This is a genomic window from Lysinibacillus sp. G01H (assembly GCF_028872195.1).
In the GTDB taxonomy this organism is placed as follows: domain Bacteria; phylum Bacillota; class Bacilli; order Bacillales_A; family Planococcaceae; genus Lysinibacillus; species Lysinibacillus capsici.
In genome coordinates, this window is record NZ_CP118397.1 from 972407 (window position 1) to 987873 (window position 15467).

The window sequence follows — 15467 nt, forward strand, 5'->3', positions numbered from 1 at the left end:
TATGAAGGGTAGTAATAATAAAATGAAAGTTAATGCTTTTTTCTTAAAGAAGAAAGTGAAACAAGATTTAAAGGAGATTTTTCAATGAAACTCGCAACAACACTTACCATTTTAGCTCTTGCTTTTATAGTAACAGTTATCCTGGCACCAATTAGTATTCCACTTCTTCGTCGTCTAAAGTTTGGGCAAAGTATTCGAGAAGAGGGACCAAAATCACATATGAAAAAAGCTGGTACACCAACAATGGGAGGAATCATTTTCTTAATATCCATCGTCCTAACAACTGTTGGTGTAGGTAGCTTTTTAGATTTATTAACGACACAGACCGTAGTACTTTTATTAGTATTAGCAGGATTCGGCTTAATAGGTTTATTAGATGATGGTTTAAAGGTTGTATTTAAAAGAAATTTAGGTTTAACCTCTCTTCAAAAATTGATTGGTCAAATTGTTATTGCTATTCTTGCGTATTTTCTTCTACATGTAGGATCGTTTGATACAACGTTAGCTATTCCATTTACGGAGTGGACAATTGATCTTGGCGTATTCTATGTAGCCTTTTTAATTTTTTGGTTAGTAGGCTTCTCCAATGCAGTGAATTTGACAGATGGACTAGACGGGCTAGTGGCGGGTACTGCCTCCATTGCCTTTGCAGCATTTGGTGTTATTGCGCTATTCCAAAGTCAGGCAGATATTGCACTATTTTCGTTTGCTGTAACAGGTGCTTTATTAGGCTTTTTATTATTTAATGCAAATCCTGCAAAGGTATTTATGGGGGATACGGGGTCATTAGCATTAGGTGGAGCATTGGCTATGGTATCTGTCTTAGTAAAAGAAGAATTCTTGCTTTTACTAGTTGGCTTAGTGTTTGTTATCGAAACACTTTCCGTTATTTTGCAGGTAGGTAGCTTTAAGCTTCGAAAAAAGCGTATTTTTAAAATGAGCCCTATTCATCATCATTTTGAATTATCGGGTTGGTCAGAATGGAAAGTAGTGCTTGTCTTCTGGTCAACTGCCTTAGCAGTAGCATTAATTGCAGTCTTATCGGAGGCGTTCTAATGAAAAACTATACTGATTTACAACATAAAAAAGTACTTGTGTTAGGTCTAGCAAAAAGTGGTGTGGCCGCTGCTGAAATTTTACATGAGCTTGGTGCATTTGTAACAGTAAATGATTCAAAACCATTTGATGAAAGTCCAGATGCACAAGGGCTATTACAGAAGGGGATTACAGTAATTTGTGGTCGCCATCCTGAAGATTTACTTGATGAAGGCTTTGAGTTAGTGGTGAAAAATCCAGGTATACCTTATAGCAATCGAATTGTGGCTGATGCCCTTAGTCGAGAGATTCCAGTCTGGACAGAGATTGAGCTAGCTTTTTTAATTAGTGATGCACCATTTATTGGTATAACAGGCTCAAATGGCAAAACAACGACGACAACTTTAATATTCGACATGTTAAGTAAAGGAAGTAAAAATCCATTAATTGCTGGAAATATTGGAACAGTTGCTTGTGGCGTCGCAAAAGAAGCGAATCAAGATGACATCATTGTAACAGAACTGTCTTCATTCCAATTGATGGGGATCAAAACGTTTAAGCCTAAAATTGCTATTTTGACGAATCTTTATGATGCGCATTTAGACTATCATGGAACATTTAATAACTATGCTGAAGCGAAGTTTGGCGTAACTCGTAATCAAGATGACAGTGATTATTTTATTTATAATGCCGACCAACCGATTGTGGTTGGATATGCAGCACAATCTCATGCACAGCAGATTCCATTTAGTTCGAAGGGGCGTACTGCAAATGGGATTAGTGCAGATGATACAACAATTTATTGGCAAGGGGAACCATACATGGATCGCGCGAACATTGCCTTGCCTGGTAAGCATAATTTAGAAAACATCTTAGCAGCCGTGGCAGCCTGTATTTTAGTTGGTTGTGACAAAAAGAAGATGGAAGAGGTTTTAGCGTCATTTGGTGGAGTTAGACACCGTACACAATTCGTACGTGAATGGAACGGTCGAAAGATTTACAACGACTCTAAGGCAACCAATTGTTTAGCGACAAAGAGTGCTTTAGATGCTTTCCAAGCTCCTGTCATTTTACTCGCAGGTGGCTTAGATCGTGGACATTCTTTCGAAGAACTTCGCCCTTGTATGAGTCATGTAAAGGGTGTTGTTGCGTTTGGAGAAACTGGCTTACGATTTGTAGAATTTGCAAAATCGTGTGGTGTCCAACAAACCGTCATTGCTCAAAATGTAGAAGACGCTGTTCAATATGCAGCACCGATGTCTGCAGAAGGAGATGTTATTTTACTATCTCCAGCATGTGCAAGTTGGGATCAATATGACAGCTTTGAAATACGTGGAGATGTTTTTATTGATGCTGTAATGAAGCTGTAATGAGCCTGTAACTATTTTAGAATATACTTGACTTGGAAGGATGGCATTACTGAGAGGTAAAGAAAGCTACTTATTGCTCGTCACAACTTTGATGCTATCAATAATCGGCATTATTTTCGTCTATTCTGCAGGTACCTACTGGAGTGCCGTTCATTATAGTGGAAAAATGCCGTTTTATATGAAGCAAAGCGTATACTTTGTGGTAGCCATTGTCGTATTTTTAATCACGATTCGATTAAATATTCTGAGAGAGCAGTCCTTTTGGAAAATGGCCTATATATTTTCGTTAATTTTACTCGTTCTCGTACTGATTCCTGGTATAGGATTGGTGCGAAATGGTTCACAAAGCTGGATTGGTGTAGGTCCATTAACAATACAGCCAGCAGAGCTAACGAAAATTACCGTCATTGTGTACTTGAGCCATATATTAGCCCAACATAAAACGGGCACTCCTGTTGTTAACTGGCGACATGGTTTTATCCTGTTACTTCCTGTTGTTCTTATCATGTTGCAGCCGGATTTTGGCTCAGTATTTATTCTCGTTGTATCTGTGTTTTTATTGTTTTTTGTCGCTGGCTATCCTCTAAAACTATACGCCATGATTATGCTAGCTGGTGTCGCGGGATTAGTAGGTCTCATAGCGACAGCACCATATCGTCTAAAGCGTATAGAAGCATTTCTTGATCCATGGGCTGATCCCTTGGTTAGTGGGTTCCAAGCAGTGCAATCTTTAATGGCTATCGGTCCAGCAGGGATTTTTGGGCATGGCTTTGGACAAAGCCGACAAAAGTTTCTGTATTTACCAGAGCCTCAAAATGATTTTATTTACGCCATTATTTTAGAAGAAGTCGGATTGATTGGTGGCCTCGTTATTTTAGCGCTTTTTATACTAACGATCTATGCAGGCTATCGATTTGCTGTACAGGCTAAAAACCGAACGTCCTATTATGCGATTATCGGGCTAGTCACAATGCTTATGGTGCAAGCTTTTCTAAATATAGCTGTAGTAATAGGTTTAGTGCCAGTAACGGGTGTTACATTACCTTTTATTAGCTATGGTGGAACATCTTTAGTAACAATGTGGTTAATAATAGGTATTATTTATCAATTAGCGAAATAAATATAAAGGAGGAGTACTTTTGTGGAGAAAGTAATTGATATAGAAGAACGCATACCTACGCTAAAAAAGCGACGAAAAAAGCGTACAAACCGGAAATTTATTGTGCTAATATTACTTTTCTTTATTGTGTTAGCAGTACTCCTTTATTTTCAATCTCCATACAGTAACATCAATAAAATCACAGTCAATGGTGCTAAGCTAGCGAATGACCAATATTATTTGGAGGCAAGTACTCTTGCACCAGGAAAATCAATGTGGAGTTTCAAAGTGGAAGATATTGAGCAGATTTTATTAAAGGATAAATGGGTAAAAGAAGTACATGTTAACCGTAACTGGTTACAAGGCGTAACAATTGATATTAAAGAATGGAAAAAAGTTGCGTACTTAGCTGGGGACGGGACTTATTATCCTTTGCTAGAAAACGGTAAGCGCTTTGAACAAAAGGGAAATGATACACCCATTGATGCACCTGTTTTTATCGGGATAACCGGTGAAAAGACAATTAATAAGCTTGTTGAACAGCTAGCACAATTAAAGCCCGAAGTATTAGCTTTAATTTCTCAGGTTAACACGAATAGTAATGAAGCAAATCCAAATGCAGTCAAGCTTTATATGAATGATGGCTACGAAGTACGTGCTGTTATTCAGACACTAGCGGAAAAGTTAAATTACTACCCCTCTATTGTCGCACAAATTGCTAACTTAGAAAAAGGTGTGATTGATTTAGAGGTTGGTTCATACTATCGTCCTTTTAACGAGGAATACAACAAGATTAGTATTGACATGGAAGCAAATGCAGATGGTGAAATGGTTAACCAGGAAGTGACAGAAGATGAACAACAAGAAGACGAATAGCAAAGGTAGTTTTTTTACTAGAAAACAATTCGAATTACTAATTGTTTGTATAACAACAGGATTTATCATCGGCTATTCATACAACCAGGCGAAAGATAATCGAGAGGCAGGCACTATTAATTCTGAGCTTTTTGAGCAAGAAGATTCTTATCGTGAGGAGTTAATCACTCAACAAGAGCGCAATAAAGAACTCACGGAAGAAGTAAATAATTTACAAGAACAAATTCGAAAGTATGAAAAATCCTTTGCATCAAACGAAAAGGACTATAAGAAGCTTGTTGAGCAAGCAGAAGATTTACGGCTTTTACTCGGTGAACTAAAGAGTGAGGGGAAGGGCATACGCATAACCCTTCAAGATGGAGACTATGATCCAAAATCCTTAAATCCAAATGACTATATTGTTCATGAAAGTCATGTATTTAAATTGTTAAATGAACTAAAAATTTCAGGCGCGCAAGCTATTGCTATTAATGGACAACGTGTATTAGCGAGTTCTTATATTCGCTGTAATGGCCCAGTAATAACAATTGATGGTACACAACATCCAGCTCCGTTTGTGATCGAAGCGGTTGGTGATTCAGATACATTAATAGCTTCTTTAAACTTAAACGGGGGCGTTGTAGATCAATTATTAAATGACAATATTGTGGTGTCCCTTGAAGAAAATCAGAAGCTTACCATGCCAAAAGTAAAAATAGAAAGTTAGGACAAGTTCTATACTTTAAACTTCATGTTTAATTTAGCCTCCAGTTATATAGTCGATTGTAGAAAATTATACAATTCAAAGTCGTATTCTGAGGGGCATACGATACGTCTAGGAGGGGCTATTTTGAAAAGAAATATGTACACCCGAATAACGATCGTGCTATTTATTATCGGTTTGATGATAGCGGTACAATACAATACCATACAAAAACCAGCTGAGCGAGATACACGAGATATTTGGGCAATAAGAGAGGAATTGGCACAAGAAAAACAAAGACATTCCGCACTACTGGCAGAAATTCGCTCACTTCATGAAGTAGTGGATCGCTATGAGCAATCTGAAAAAGTAAATCAGCAAGCAGCCTTAAATGAAACATTAAATCGTTTAAAGCTACAAGCAGGATTAACAGAAGTTATAGGGCCAGGTGTTGTACTTCGAGTTGAACCTGCACCTGAACTGATAGAAATGGGCTATGAAATTAAAGAGATTTCACCCGATTTGTTAACTCAATTATTGAATACCCTTTTTAAGAACAATGCTACTAATGTCTCAATTGATGGTAACCGTGTAGTACAAACAACAGCCATACGGGATATCAATGGTAAGACGACAGTAAACAGTATACCACTGTCTTCGCCTTCATTTGAGATATTTGTTGGGACAAGCGATTATAAAGCAGCGCAAAAAATGTATAATTCCTTGCAGGCCTCAACATTTATAGACTCATTTTATTTAGACAATTTTAATTTAGTAATTGAAGAACCAATTGAACAGTTACAACTTCCAGCATTTGATCAGCCGTTGACAAATGATTATTTAGCAGAGGTAAAAAAAGGAGATTAATATATGTGGCTACCATTTTTAGGTTTGATATTTGGACTTGCCCTTGGCTTGTTAACAAATATACAAATCCCCTCTATGTATGAAAATTATCTGTCAATAGCTGTTTTAGCAGCTTTAGATACATTATTTGGAGGTATTCGTGCTCAATTACAGCAAGTTTACGATGATAAAGTTTTTGTATCAGGATTCTTTTTTAATATAGTTCTAGCAGCAGGATTAGCTTTTATAGGAGTGAATTTGGGGATAGATTTGTATTTAGCAGCGATTTTCGCTTTTGGAGTACGTTTATTCCAAAATATAGCAATTATTAGGCGTATATTACTAACTCGGTTAGATGAGAAACGTCACAAGCGGAAAAAAACTTCCATAGAATGAGAGAAAAATTGACCAAAATACTCGATTTGCTTAGACATTATGCCAAATTTACAATAGAATGAAAACAAGAGCATTTTTCAAGGAGGTGCAGCGAATTGAATCAGCAAGATTTATACATTTCCCTTGATATTGGGTCCTCCTCTGTCAAGGTATTAATAGGTGAAATGAGTGACGGGCAATTACATGTAATTGGCGTCGGAAATGTAAAGTCGAATGGAGTTCGAAAAGGTGCAATTGTTGATATTGATGCAACAGTACAATCTATTCGAAAAGCAATAGAACAGGCCGAACGAATGACTGGTTATCAAATCCATGAAGTCGTTTTAGGCGTTCCAGCTAACCAGACGATGTTACAGCTAGTTAAAGGTGTTGTCGCTGTAAATAGTGAAAATAGAGAAATTACAGATGATGATTTAGACAGAGTGGTAGAATCTGCACAAGTCATGTCAATACCTCCTGAACGTGAATTAGTTAACATCATTCCAAGACAGTTTATTGTGGACAACCTTGATGAAATTAAAGATCCTCGTGGTATGATTGGCATCCGTCTTGAAATGGATGCAACAATGATAACGACATCCAAAACGCTTTTACACAATGTTCTTCGCTGTGTTGAGCGAGCGGGTTTAAGTATACGAGAAATATATTTGCAGCCATTAGCATCAGGCTACTTTGCATTAACAGAAGATGAAAAAAACCAAGGAACTGCCTTTATTGACTTAGGTGGCGGATCTACAACAATTGCAGTTTTTGAAGAGGGATTATTAACGCATACGGGTGTCATACCAGTTGGTGGTGATCATATAACGAAAGATATTTCAATCGTTTTAAAAACACCAACAGAACAAGCAGAACAAATTAAACACCAGTTTGGACATGCCTTTTATGATGACGCATCAGATGACGAACTCTTTGAAGTGCCTGTCGTGGGTACAGATTCTACTGATCAGTACAGCCAACGATTTATATCGGAGATTATTGGTGCTAGATTAGAAGAATTACTAGAGTTAGTTATAGATGAATTAGCACGTTTAGGTGTTAGAGATTTACCAGGCGGTGTAGTTTTAACTGGTGGTGTTGCAAAGCTTGAGGGGATTGCCCAATTAGCACGTCAAATTCTACAAACGCGTGTTAGAATCTATACACCTGATTATATCGGTGTTAGAGAGCCTTCATTTGCGACGGCAGTTGGACTTATTCGTTACGCCCATTTAGAAGATGATTTTTACGGTAAAAGTACGAATACGCAGCCTGTTGAATATGCAGTTGTAGGGGCTCAACCAGCTATAAGCAAAAAGCAAGAGTATTCTGCACCTTCAGAACCAAAAGAAAGCGTAATTGGGAGAGCAAAAAAATTATTTGATAAGTTTTTTGATTAACTAGAATGCGTAATGAATGATACAGAGTCGAGTTACCGTGGGAGGAAAAAGAGATGTTAGAATTTGATACAAGTGTTGATGAACTTGCAGTAATAAAGGTCATAGGTGTTGGTGGCGGCGGTAACAACGCTGTCAATCGAATGATAGAACATGGTGTACAGGGTGTTGACTTTATCGCAGTTAACACGGATGCACAGGCATTAAATCTATCCAAAGCGGAAGTAAGGCTACAAATTGGGGCTAAATTAACGCGTGGATTAGGTGCAGGTGCAAATCCAGAAGTAGGAAAAAAAGCTGCTGAAGAGAGCAGAGAACAGCTAGAAGAGGTTTTACGAGGCGCCGATATGGTATTCGTGACTGCTGGTATGGGCGGCGGAACGGGTACTGGTGCAGCTCCAGTGATTGCACAAATTGCGCGTGAATTGGGAGCCCTAACAGTAGGTGTTGTCACACGTCCATTTACTTTTGAAGGTCGTAAACGTCAAACCCAAGCAATCGGTGGCATTGGCGGTATGAAAGAAGCAGTAGATACACTGATTGTAATACCAAACGACAAGCTACTACAAATAGTTGATAAATCAACACCAATGTTAGAAGCCTTTAGAGAAGCCGATAATGTATTACGTCAAGGTGTACAAGGTATTTCAGATTTAATTGCTACGCCTGGTCTTATTAACTTAGACTTTGCAGACGTGAAAACGATTATGTCCAACAAAGGTTCAGCTTTAATGGGAATTGGTATTGCAACAGGTGAAAACAGAGCTTCTGAGGCTGCAAAGAAAGCTATTTCAAGTCCATTGCTTGAATCATCCATTGATGGTGCTAAAGGTGTCCTTATGAACATTACAGGTGGTTCAAATCTTAGCTTATTTGAAGTACAAGAAGCAGCAGATATCGTAGCTTCTGCATCAGATGAAGAGGTAAATATGATTTTCGGTTCTGTAATTAATGAAAATCTTAAAGATGAAATCATTGTTACAGTTATTGCGACAGGCTTCACCGAGGAAGCTTTACAGCAACAACGACCTACAGCAAAACAGACACTGAATATGAACAGACAATCTGCTCCACAGCAACAAGCACCTATTCGTGAACAACGACAAGAAATGCATGTTCAACATGAGCAGCCACGTCAAAATCAGCAAAATTATGCACAGGATGACATGCTTGAGGTTCCGGCATTTTTACGTAACCGCAAAAATCGTGGTTAATTAACTTCTAAAAAGCTCGTATTTTACATATGTAAAATACGAGCTTTTTATATTGACTGCCATAATGTTCAAATGTGTAAGGAAACCATGTTTTTTGTCAAAACATTTTTAGGAAATGATGCGATTGTTTGACAATATTTGTGGGAGTAACGTGCTAACTTTGTAAGTAGGAGGCGGCTGTTATGTATGGAGAATGGCTGGTGCTCATTAATACGCTTTTTAATCTAGCGATACTCACGTTTACGGCAAGAGTAACAGGAGTCCTTGTAAAAAATTCAAGATTATTAATGAGTTCTATTTGTAGTAGTTTTGTAGCTGTCATTGGCGGTCAAATGCTGTGGACGACAATTCTTAGTTTTATATTGTTAATTGGTATAGCGTTTCACTTTAAGATTCGAAGCTTTCAGAAGCAAGGACCGATTGTGTTAACAGCAACGATCGTTATTGGCGGATTGTTAACAGCACTACAACCTTTTTTAAAAAATCTTTCTGCCACCCATTTCATTATGATTTGCTTTTTGCTTGCAGTTTTAAATCTTATTGCATTTTATAAGCAATGGGGTTTTGTAAAGTTAGAACGCTTAAGTGGTCAATTTGTATTTGATACAACTTTAACAATCTTTGGGGCAAAGATACCACTTTCTGCCTTTGTAGATACTGGAAATCAAGCTATTGAGCCATTATCAGGAAAGCCGGTTCATTTTGTTTCCTATACTGCTTTGAGACCACATTTACCTTCAGCGTTCCGGGAAGCATTAATGGAATGGCAAGAAACAGATCCGTACAATGTATCTATGTTTTCAGAAGATTATCAGCGTTATATACGATTTATTCATGTCAATACAGTACAACAGCAAACCGTTGTCCTTGGTTTTCGCTTTGATGAGTGGCATATAAAGGGGGAGCCTTCGCAAGTGAAAATGAATGAATATATCGTATTAACAAAAAAAGCTAAAAATTTTCCACATAGCACAGCAGCAATTTTACATTTTTCAGCGCTTTCAAATAACTCATAGAGGGGGAGAACTATTGCTTCTTAGGCTACTTGCTAGCTTGAAAAAATTATGGAGTAAGTTTCGGAGTCGTGAAACGTACTATATAGGGGGAAATGATTCATTGCCAGTGCCATTAAGTCGAGAAGAAGAAGTTACAGTCATTGCATCCTTTATGAATGGTGATTTACGAGCTAGAGACACACTAATTGAACGTAATTTACGTCTTGTTGTTTATATTGCTAGACGTTTTGATAATACGGGAACGCCAATCGAAGACTTAATCAGTATTGGCTCCATTGGTTTAATAAAGGCAATTGAGACGTTCAATACGGATAAAAATATTAAGCTTGCAACATACGCATCACGCTGTATTGAAAATGAAATTTTAATGCATTTACGAAAAACAAGTCGTATGAAGGGTGAAGTATCCTTAGATGAGCCACTAAATTCTGATGCAGATGGAAATGAATTATTACTGTCAGATATTTTAGGAACAGAAGAGCACATTATTTTAGATAATGTGGAGAAAAAAATTGAACGTCAGCATATGTTCCACGCTATTAATTTACTAGGTGCGCGTGAACGTTATATTATGGAATGTCGCTTTGGTCTCAATGGAAAAGTTGAAATGACACAAAAAGAAGTTGCAGATCATTTAGGCATATCGCAATCATATATTTCCCGTTTAGAAAAGAAAATTATTCAAGATTTACGTGAAAATTTAAATCAACCAATTTCTTAGAAAGGGAAATTTATCCTACCTAAAATTGGTCGCAGCTTTTGTGCATATTCTTGTTTCTCTCGGACAAACTGATGTCACGGTTTAGTCAGAGAATAACATCCGGAGGAATCGAATATGCGAACAAAAGTAGATCTTTGCGGCTTAGATACATCGACTTTGCCAATTCTAAAGCACGAGGAAATGAAGGAACTCTTCATCCGATTACAAGCTGGAGAAACAGAGATTAGAGAAGAGCTTGTGATGTGCAATTTAAGGTTAGTGCTTAGTATTGTCGGTAGATTTGCCTATAGAGGTGAACAGGCAGATGATTTATTTCAAGTAGGCTGTATTGGCCTCATGAAAGCCATTGATCATTTTGATTTAAAGCATAATGTACGATTTTCGACATATGCTGTACCAATGATTATTGGTGAAATTCGTCGCCATCTGCGTGATCATCATGCATTACGTGTATCTCGCTCTCTAAGAGATATAGCTTATAAGGCAATGCAGGCAAAAGAACAATGGATAACCGATAATTTGCGAGAACCAACGATTGAAGAAATTGCTGAGATGATTGACATGAAAAAGGAAGACGTTTTATTTGCTTTGGATGCCATTCAAGATCCAGTTTCGTTACAGGAACCCATTTATTCAGATGGCGGAGATGCTGTTTATATGATGGACCAATTACGTGATGATGATGTATCAGAGGATCAATGGGTTGCCTATGTGTCGGTAAAGGAAAGCTTGCAAAAGCTAGATGAACGTCAGCAAATGATCGTTGCCAAACGATTTTATTATGGAGAGACCCAAACTGAAATTGCCAAAGAACTTGGGATTTCTCAAGCACAAATTTCACGTCTTGAAAAAAATGCAATTGAAACAATGCAAAAAGATTACAAATAAAAAAATGCGCATCGTATAATTCGGTGCGCATTTTATCTTCATTCAATGAACAAATGATACATAAATATAAAGTAACAGCAAAGTTTGATGGTAGTAGAAATGATTATACGAAAGTAAACAATAGAGGAGGTATGTCATTGCGTTTTTCGATGTTACAACAAAAAGAAGTCATAGAAGCAGGAAATGGACGATTTATAGGCTTTGTAATAGATGCTGAAGTATCAAAAGAAACAGGCTATGTGACAGCATTTTTGATTGCAGAGCCTCGCAAATATCTTGGTTTTTTTAAAGGTGAAGAGTCTGTGAGAAAAGTGTATATGAAGGATGTGCTTGTTGTTGGTAAGGATGTCATTTTAGTCAAAGCCCTTTCTTAAGACATCAGCTCATTCAAATTGTGAAATTGTATGCTGACATAGGTCAGGCTATTCATTGATAAATCAAGCATTGCTTGTTACAATAAAAGAAACTATTGTTGTAAAGTTGGGAAAAACAGTGACAAAAATCTTAACAAATTTAAACAAACTAAATGATTTAATAACAGCAGCAGAAAAAAAAGGGAATCGTGAGGGCGAAAAAGTCCAAATAATTGCCGTGACGAAGGAAGTTTCTGTTGAAAGAACACAAGAAGCAATTGAAGCAGGGCTCACTCATTTAGGAGAAAACAGACCTGAGGGCTTACATCGTAAAATTACTGAGATTCATGCTGATGTTCATTGGCATTACATTGGGTCGCTTCAAACACGTAAAGTAAAACAAGTGATTAACAGCATTGATTATTTACACTCCTTAGATCGTTTGAGTTTAGCAGAAGAAATTGAAAAAAGAGCAGAACAACCTGTTAAATGTTTTGTACAAGTAAATGTTTCTGGTGAAGAATCAAAACATGGTTTAACCATCGAAGAAGTCTTGCCTTTTGTAGAAGCATTAAAAGGTTTTACGAAGATTCAAGTTGTAGGTTTAATGACTATGGCACCAAACACCGAAAACGAAGCAATTATTCGCTCTGTTTTCAAGCAATTAAAACAATGTCAACAGCAAATAGCCGAGCAAGGATTCGCACATGCACCTTGTACCGAGTTATCAATGGGCATGTCTAATGACTTTGAAATTGCGGTAGAGGAAGGGGCTACTTTTGTTCGAGTCGGAACGGCTCTTGTTGGAAATGAAAGAGGGGAACAGGATGAGCATGAAAAATAAGATTAAAAACTTCTTTTACCTTGAAGAAGAATTAGAAGAAGAAATCACGCAAGCTCCTATTCAGCAACAACAACCCATACAACAACAGCAACCGATTCATTCAGTTAAGCCAAAAAAAATGATGAAAGAACGCAAAGCACCTATTCATGAAATCATGCCACAAAGCACAGCAACTCCTAATAACATAGTCAGTTTGCAGGCAGCTATGAGTTCTAAGGGAGCAAAAGTTGTTTTAATAGAGCCGAGAGTTTATGCAGAAGCACAAGATATCGCAGAGCATTTAAAAAATAAACGTGCAACAATTGTCAATTTGCAACGTATCGAAAGAGAACAAGGTAAACGCATTATTGATTTTTTAAGTGGCACAGTCTATGCTCTTGCTGGAGATATTCAACGTATCGGTAAAGATATCTTCCTTTGTACGCCAGATAATGTAGAAGTGACTGGTGAAATTACAAACTTTATTTTAGACGATAATTAATAGCGAGGATTGTAGTTTATATGACTTTTTTTATTATACTTGGTTATGTATCATTAGCATTTAAGATTTATTCATTCATGCTAATTGCATATATCTTAATGTCTTGGGTGCCTGCCGCTCAAAATTCAGCCATTGGTCGCATGCTTGAAAAAGTTTGTGAGCCATATTTAGGGATTTTTAGGAAATTCATTCCTCCTCTTGGTATGATTGATATTTCCCCAATTGTGGCCATCTTTATGCTGAATTTTATAGAAAGAGGGCTTTATATAGTCATTCAGAAATTATATTTTATGTTCGCTTAGAAATAAATCCTCACGTTTTGGTGGGGATTTTTTATTTATTTTAATTTTCTCCGCTACTAAAGCGACTAATAAAAAATATTAAAACAATGACGTCCCAACGTCATTAATTGGGAATACTAAGTTTCCAACTAACAAAGCAAAATGGAACTAGTGAAAGAGGAGACAACAAGATGGAACACTTAATCCAGCATTTTCGAAAAGATGAACAGCCCTTTATTGAACAGGTAATAAGCTGGCAGCGTGAGGTTGAAGATCGTTATGCGCCTAAGCTGACAGATTTTCTTGATCCAAGACAGCGTTTTATTGTGACATCGATTATCGGGCAAGATGATACCCTACAAACTGCATGCACAGGTTTATTTGAAGAGGCAGAGAGGCAGCGTATGCTTATTTTTCCTTCTTATTATGAAGCGATAGAAGAAGACTTTCAGTTAGTGGCATTTACGATTCAATATCCAGTGAAATTTGTCCAATTACGACATCCTGATGTTTTAGGTGCGTTGCTTTCATTAGGCTTAAACCGTGGCAAATTTGGTGATATTCGTGTAAATGATCAGCAGGTGCAATTCGTTGTAGCTCAAGAGGTAGCAGAATATGTTCGGTTACATTTAACAGGTATTGGTAAAGTTAAGGTGCATATTGAGTCTTTAAAAGAAGCGGATTCCCTTATTGTAAATGAGGAAGAATGGTTGGAGGAATCCCATACAGTATCTTCCATGCGCTTAGATGTAATTATTGCAACTGTATTAAATGTATCACGCCAAAAAGCGCAAACTTTAATTACTGGGAAAAAGGTTCGTGTAAATTGGACAGAAAGAGATACAGTTGCTTTTGAATTACAAGAAGGAGATATTTTATCGATACGTGGAAGTGGTCGGGTGAAAATTATTATGACTGAAGGCCGAACTAAAAAAGATAAAATCCGTCTTCAAGTCGGTCGATTGGCCCAAAAAAGCTGAAAGTGAAGTAAATTTCATTAATTTTTACTGCTAAGTTGTCGGAACAATTGTATAATAGGAATTACGAATGTACATGTAAAGGAGAGAAGGATTGTATGCCATTATCACCTATTGATATACATAATAAGGAGTTTACAAAAGCCTTCAGAGGCTATGCTGAAGATGAAGTAAATGAATTTTTAGATCAGATTATTAAAGACTATGAAATTCTGCTTCGTGAAAAAAAAGAGGTTGATAAGCAATTAGAGATGGCTTTAGAACAAGCGAGACATTTCAACTCCTTAGAAGAAACTTTGCAGAAATCTATTGTCGTTGCACAAGAAGCGGCTGATGAAGTGAGAAGAAATTCTCAAAAAGAAGCAAAGCTCATCGTAAAAGAAGCTGAAAAAAATGCTGATCGAATTGTCAATGAAGCGTTGACGAAGGCTCGTAAGGTGACGATTGAAATTGATGAGCTTAAAAAGCAATCTAAGGTATTTCGTAATCGTTTCAAGATGCTCGTAGAAGCACAGTTGGATTTACTTAATGCAGATGACTGGGATCATTTGCTGCAATATGATATTGATTTAACAGAAATTCAAGCATCTGTTGATGAAGCACAGGATTCTGAGGATATTTAACTTTTCTTTTTAATTGTTACAATTGTCAAATGAAACTTGACGCGATTGTTTGAATTTCATATACTTTGTAATAGTAATTATTTTGAACAGATATGCATAAAAGCAGAGACGAAGACAGTATTTGTTAGGCGTTGTTAAGCGATTTGGGGACAGTGAGAGCCCAAACATACAACTAGCATTGAACATCACTTCTGAGCTAAATAACTGAAAAAAGTAGGTTATTTCGTGATGCACGACGTTAAACGTGCTTTTAAGAGGTAGTGCAATTTTTTGTACTACAATTAGGGTGGTACCGCGAGTAGAAGCTTCTCGTCCCTTAGTGGGATTGAGGGCTTTTTTTGTTTGTTTCCGAATCGTTTTAGATAATTTTGCCAATAACTGTCTTATGA

18 protein-coding genes and 1 other annotated feature are annotated in these 15467 nt (G+C 37.1%); all 18 genes read left to right on the forward strand.

The features are described 5' to 3' along the window. Positions 1-84 precede the first annotated feature (84 nt). The 18 genes from mraY (at position 85) to PSR12_RS04750 (ending at position 15078) form a co-directional block, all read left to right on the forward strand. Positions 85-1056 (forward strand): phospho-N-acetylmuramoyl-pentapeptide-transferase, encoded by a 972-nt coding sequence (mraY, locus tag PSR12_RS04665; RefSeq protein WP_221679737.1) that lies wholly within the window; start codon positions 85-87, stop codon positions 1054-1056. After that, positions 1056-2405 (forward strand): UDP-N-acetylmuramoyl-L-alanine--D-glutamate ligase, encoded by a 1350-nt coding sequence (gene murD / locus PSR12_RS04670; RefSeq protein WP_274771834.1) that lies wholly within the window; start codon positions 1056-1058, stop codon positions 2403-2405. Before mraY ends, murD begins: the two co-directional genes overlap by 1 nt. Before the next feature lie 40 nt (positions 2406-2445). Continuing rightward, positions 2446-3525, forward strand: a complete 1080-nt coding sequence (ftsW, locus tag PSR12_RS04675; RefSeq protein WP_221679742.1) for a putative lipid II flippase FtsW — start codon at positions 2446-2448, stop codon at positions 3523-3525. Positions 3526-3546: 21 nt separating this feature from the next. Continuing rightward, positions 3547-4380: a cell division protein FtsQ/DivIB gene (locus PSR12_RS04680; protein WP_274771836.1), complete on the forward strand. Its 834-nt coding sequence runs from the start codon at positions 3547-3549 to the stop codon at positions 4378-4380. Then, positions 4358-5086, forward strand: coding sequence for a DUF881 domain-containing protein (locus tag PSR12_RS04685; protein ID WP_221679746.1), 729 nt, complete (start codon positions 4358-4360; stop codon positions 5084-5086). The genes PSR12_RS04680 and PSR12_RS04685 overlap by 23 nt, the downstream gene beginning before the upstream one ends. A gap of 123 nt (positions 5087-5209) precedes the next feature. Next, the gene (locus PSR12_RS04690; RefSeq protein ID WP_004224851.1) at positions 5210-5929 is read left to right on the forward strand and encodes a DUF881 domain-containing protein; all 720 of its coding nucleotides are present in this window, start codon (positions 5210-5212) and stop codon (positions 5927-5929) included. A gap of 3 nt (positions 5930-5932) precedes the next feature. Then, positions 5933-6304, forward strand: coding sequence for a small basic family protein (locus PSR12_RS04695; RefSeq protein WP_004224852.1), 372 nt, complete (start codon positions 5933-5935; stop codon positions 6302-6304). A gap of 95 nt (positions 6305-6399) precedes the next feature. Then, the gene (gene ftsA / locus PSR12_RS04700; protein WP_221679748.1) at positions 6400-7683 is read left to right on the forward strand and encodes a cell division protein FtsA; all 1284 of its coding nucleotides are present in this window, start codon (positions 6400-6402) and stop codon (positions 7681-7683) included. A 53-nt stretch (positions 7684-7736) separates the two neighbouring features. After that, the gene (ftsZ, locus tag PSR12_RS04705) at positions 7737-8894 is read left to right on the forward strand and encodes a cell division protein FtsZ (protein WP_221679749.1); all 1158 of its coding nucleotides are present in this window, start codon (positions 7737-7739) and stop codon (positions 8892-8894) included. A 182-nt stretch (positions 8895-9076) separates the two neighbouring features. Further along, the gene (locus tag PSR12_RS04710; protein ID WP_221679751.1) at positions 9077-9910 is read left to right on the forward strand and encodes a sigma-E processing peptidase SpoIIGA; all 834 of its coding nucleotides are present in this window, start codon (positions 9077-9079) and stop codon (positions 9908-9910) included. A gap of 13 nt (positions 9911-9923) precedes the next feature. Then, positions 9924-10631, forward strand: a complete 708-nt coding sequence (gene sigE, locus PSR12_RS04715) for an RNA polymerase sporulation sigma factor SigE (RefSeq protein ID WP_009373518.1) — start codon at positions 9924-9926, stop codon at positions 10629-10631. Between the two features lie 114 nt (positions 10632-10745). Next, on the forward strand, positions 10746-11519 hold the full coding sequence (gene sigG / locus PSR12_RS04720) for an RNA polymerase sporulation sigma factor SigG (RefSeq protein WP_004227313.1): 774 nt from the start codon (positions 10746-10748) through the stop codon (positions 11517-11519). Between the two features lie 131 nt (positions 11520-11650). After that, on the forward strand, positions 11651-11893 hold the full coding sequence (locus PSR12_RS04725; RefSeq protein WP_225340754.1) for a PRC-barrel domain-containing protein: 243 nt from the start codon (positions 11651-11653) through the stop codon (positions 11891-11893). A 118-nt stretch (positions 11894-12011) separates the two neighbouring features. Continuing rightward, positions 12012-12716 carry a YggS family pyridoxal phosphate-dependent enzyme gene (locus PSR12_RS04730; protein WP_306829647.1) on the forward strand — a complete coding sequence of 235 codons (705 nt, stop codon included), beginning with the start codon at positions 12012-12014 and terminating at the stop codon, positions 12714-12716. Continuing rightward, a complete protein-coding gene (locus PSR12_RS04735; protein WP_004227319.1) occupies positions 12700-13197 on the forward strand; it encodes a cell division protein SepF in 498 nt (165 codons plus the stop codon). The genes PSR12_RS04730 and PSR12_RS04735 overlap by 17 nt, the downstream gene beginning before the upstream one ends. Positions 13198-13217: 20 nt before the next feature. Beyond that, complete coding sequence (locus tag PSR12_RS04740; protein WP_221679756.1) at positions 13218-13499, forward strand: YggT family protein; 282 nt, start codon at positions 13218-13220, stop codon at positions 13497-13499. 170 nt (positions 13500-13669) lie between these two features. Further along, on the forward strand, positions 13670-14458 hold the full coding sequence (locus PSR12_RS04745) for a YlmH family RNA-binding protein (protein ID WP_221679758.1): 789 nt from the start codon (positions 13670-13672) through the stop codon (positions 14456-14458). A 95-nt stretch (positions 14459-14553) separates the two neighbouring features. Further along, a complete protein-coding gene (locus PSR12_RS04750; protein ID WP_221679760.1) occupies positions 14554-15078 on the forward strand; it encodes a DivIVA domain-containing protein in 525 nt (174 codons plus the stop codon). Between the two features lie 96 nt (positions 15079-15174). Continuing rightward, positions 15175-15398 (forward strand) — a binding site (T-box leader). Positions 15399-15467: the final 69 nt, after the last annotated feature.

What these genes read in the sequence shown, in the direction of transcription:
- PSR12_RS04685 (WP_221679746.1), top strand. Translation starts at nt 4,358, where the DNA reads ATGAACAACAAGAAGACGAATAGCAAAGGTAGTTTTTTTACTAGAAAA.
- PSR12_RS04710 (WP_221679751.1), top strand. Translation starts at nt 9,077, where the DNA reads ATGTATGGAGAATGGCTGGTGCTCATTAATACGCTTTTTAATCTAGCG.
- ftsW (WP_221679742.1), top strand. Translation starts at nt 2,446, where the DNA reads ATGGCATTACTGAGAGGTAAAGAAAGCTACTTATTGCTCGTCACAACT.
- mraY (WP_221679737.1), top strand. Translation starts at nt 85, where the DNA reads ATGAAACTCGCAACAACACTTACCATTTTAGCTCTTGCTTTTATAGTA.
- PSR12_RS04725 (WP_225340754.1), top strand. Translation starts at nt 11,651, where the DNA reads ATGTCATTGCGTTTTTCGATGTTACAACAAAAAGAAGTCATAGAAGCA.
- PSR12_RS04750 (WP_221679760.1), top strand. Translation starts at nt 14,554, where the DNA reads ATGCCATTATCACCTATTGATATACATAATAAGGAGTTTACAAAAGCC.
- ftsZ (WP_221679749.1), top strand. Translation starts at nt 7,737, where the DNA reads ATGTTAGAATTTGATACAAGTGTTGATGAACTTGCAGTAATAAAGGTC.
- PSR12_RS04745 (WP_221679758.1), top strand. Translation starts at nt 13,670, where the DNA reads ATGGAACACTTAATCCAGCATTTTCGAAAAGATGAACAGCCCTTTATT.
- PSR12_RS04695 (WP_004224852.1), top strand. Translation starts at nt 5,933, where the DNA reads ATGTGGCTACCATTTTTAGGTTTGATATTTGGACTTGCCCTTGGCTTG.
- PSR12_RS04735 (WP_004227319.1), top strand. Translation starts at nt 12,700, where the DNA reads ATGAGCATGAAAAATAAGATTAAAAACTTCTTTTACCTTGAAGAAGAA.
- sigG (WP_004227313.1), top strand. Translation starts at nt 10,746, where the DNA reads ATGCGAACAAAAGTAGATCTTTGCGGCTTAGATACATCGACTTTGCCA.
- murD (WP_274771834.1), top strand. Translation starts at nt 1,056, where the DNA reads ATGAAAAACTATACTGATTTACAACATAAAAAAGTACTTGTGTTAGGT.
- PSR12_RS04740 (WP_221679756.1), top strand. Translation starts at nt 13,218, where the DNA reads ATGACTTTTTTTATTATACTTGGTTATGTATCATTAGCATTTAAGATT.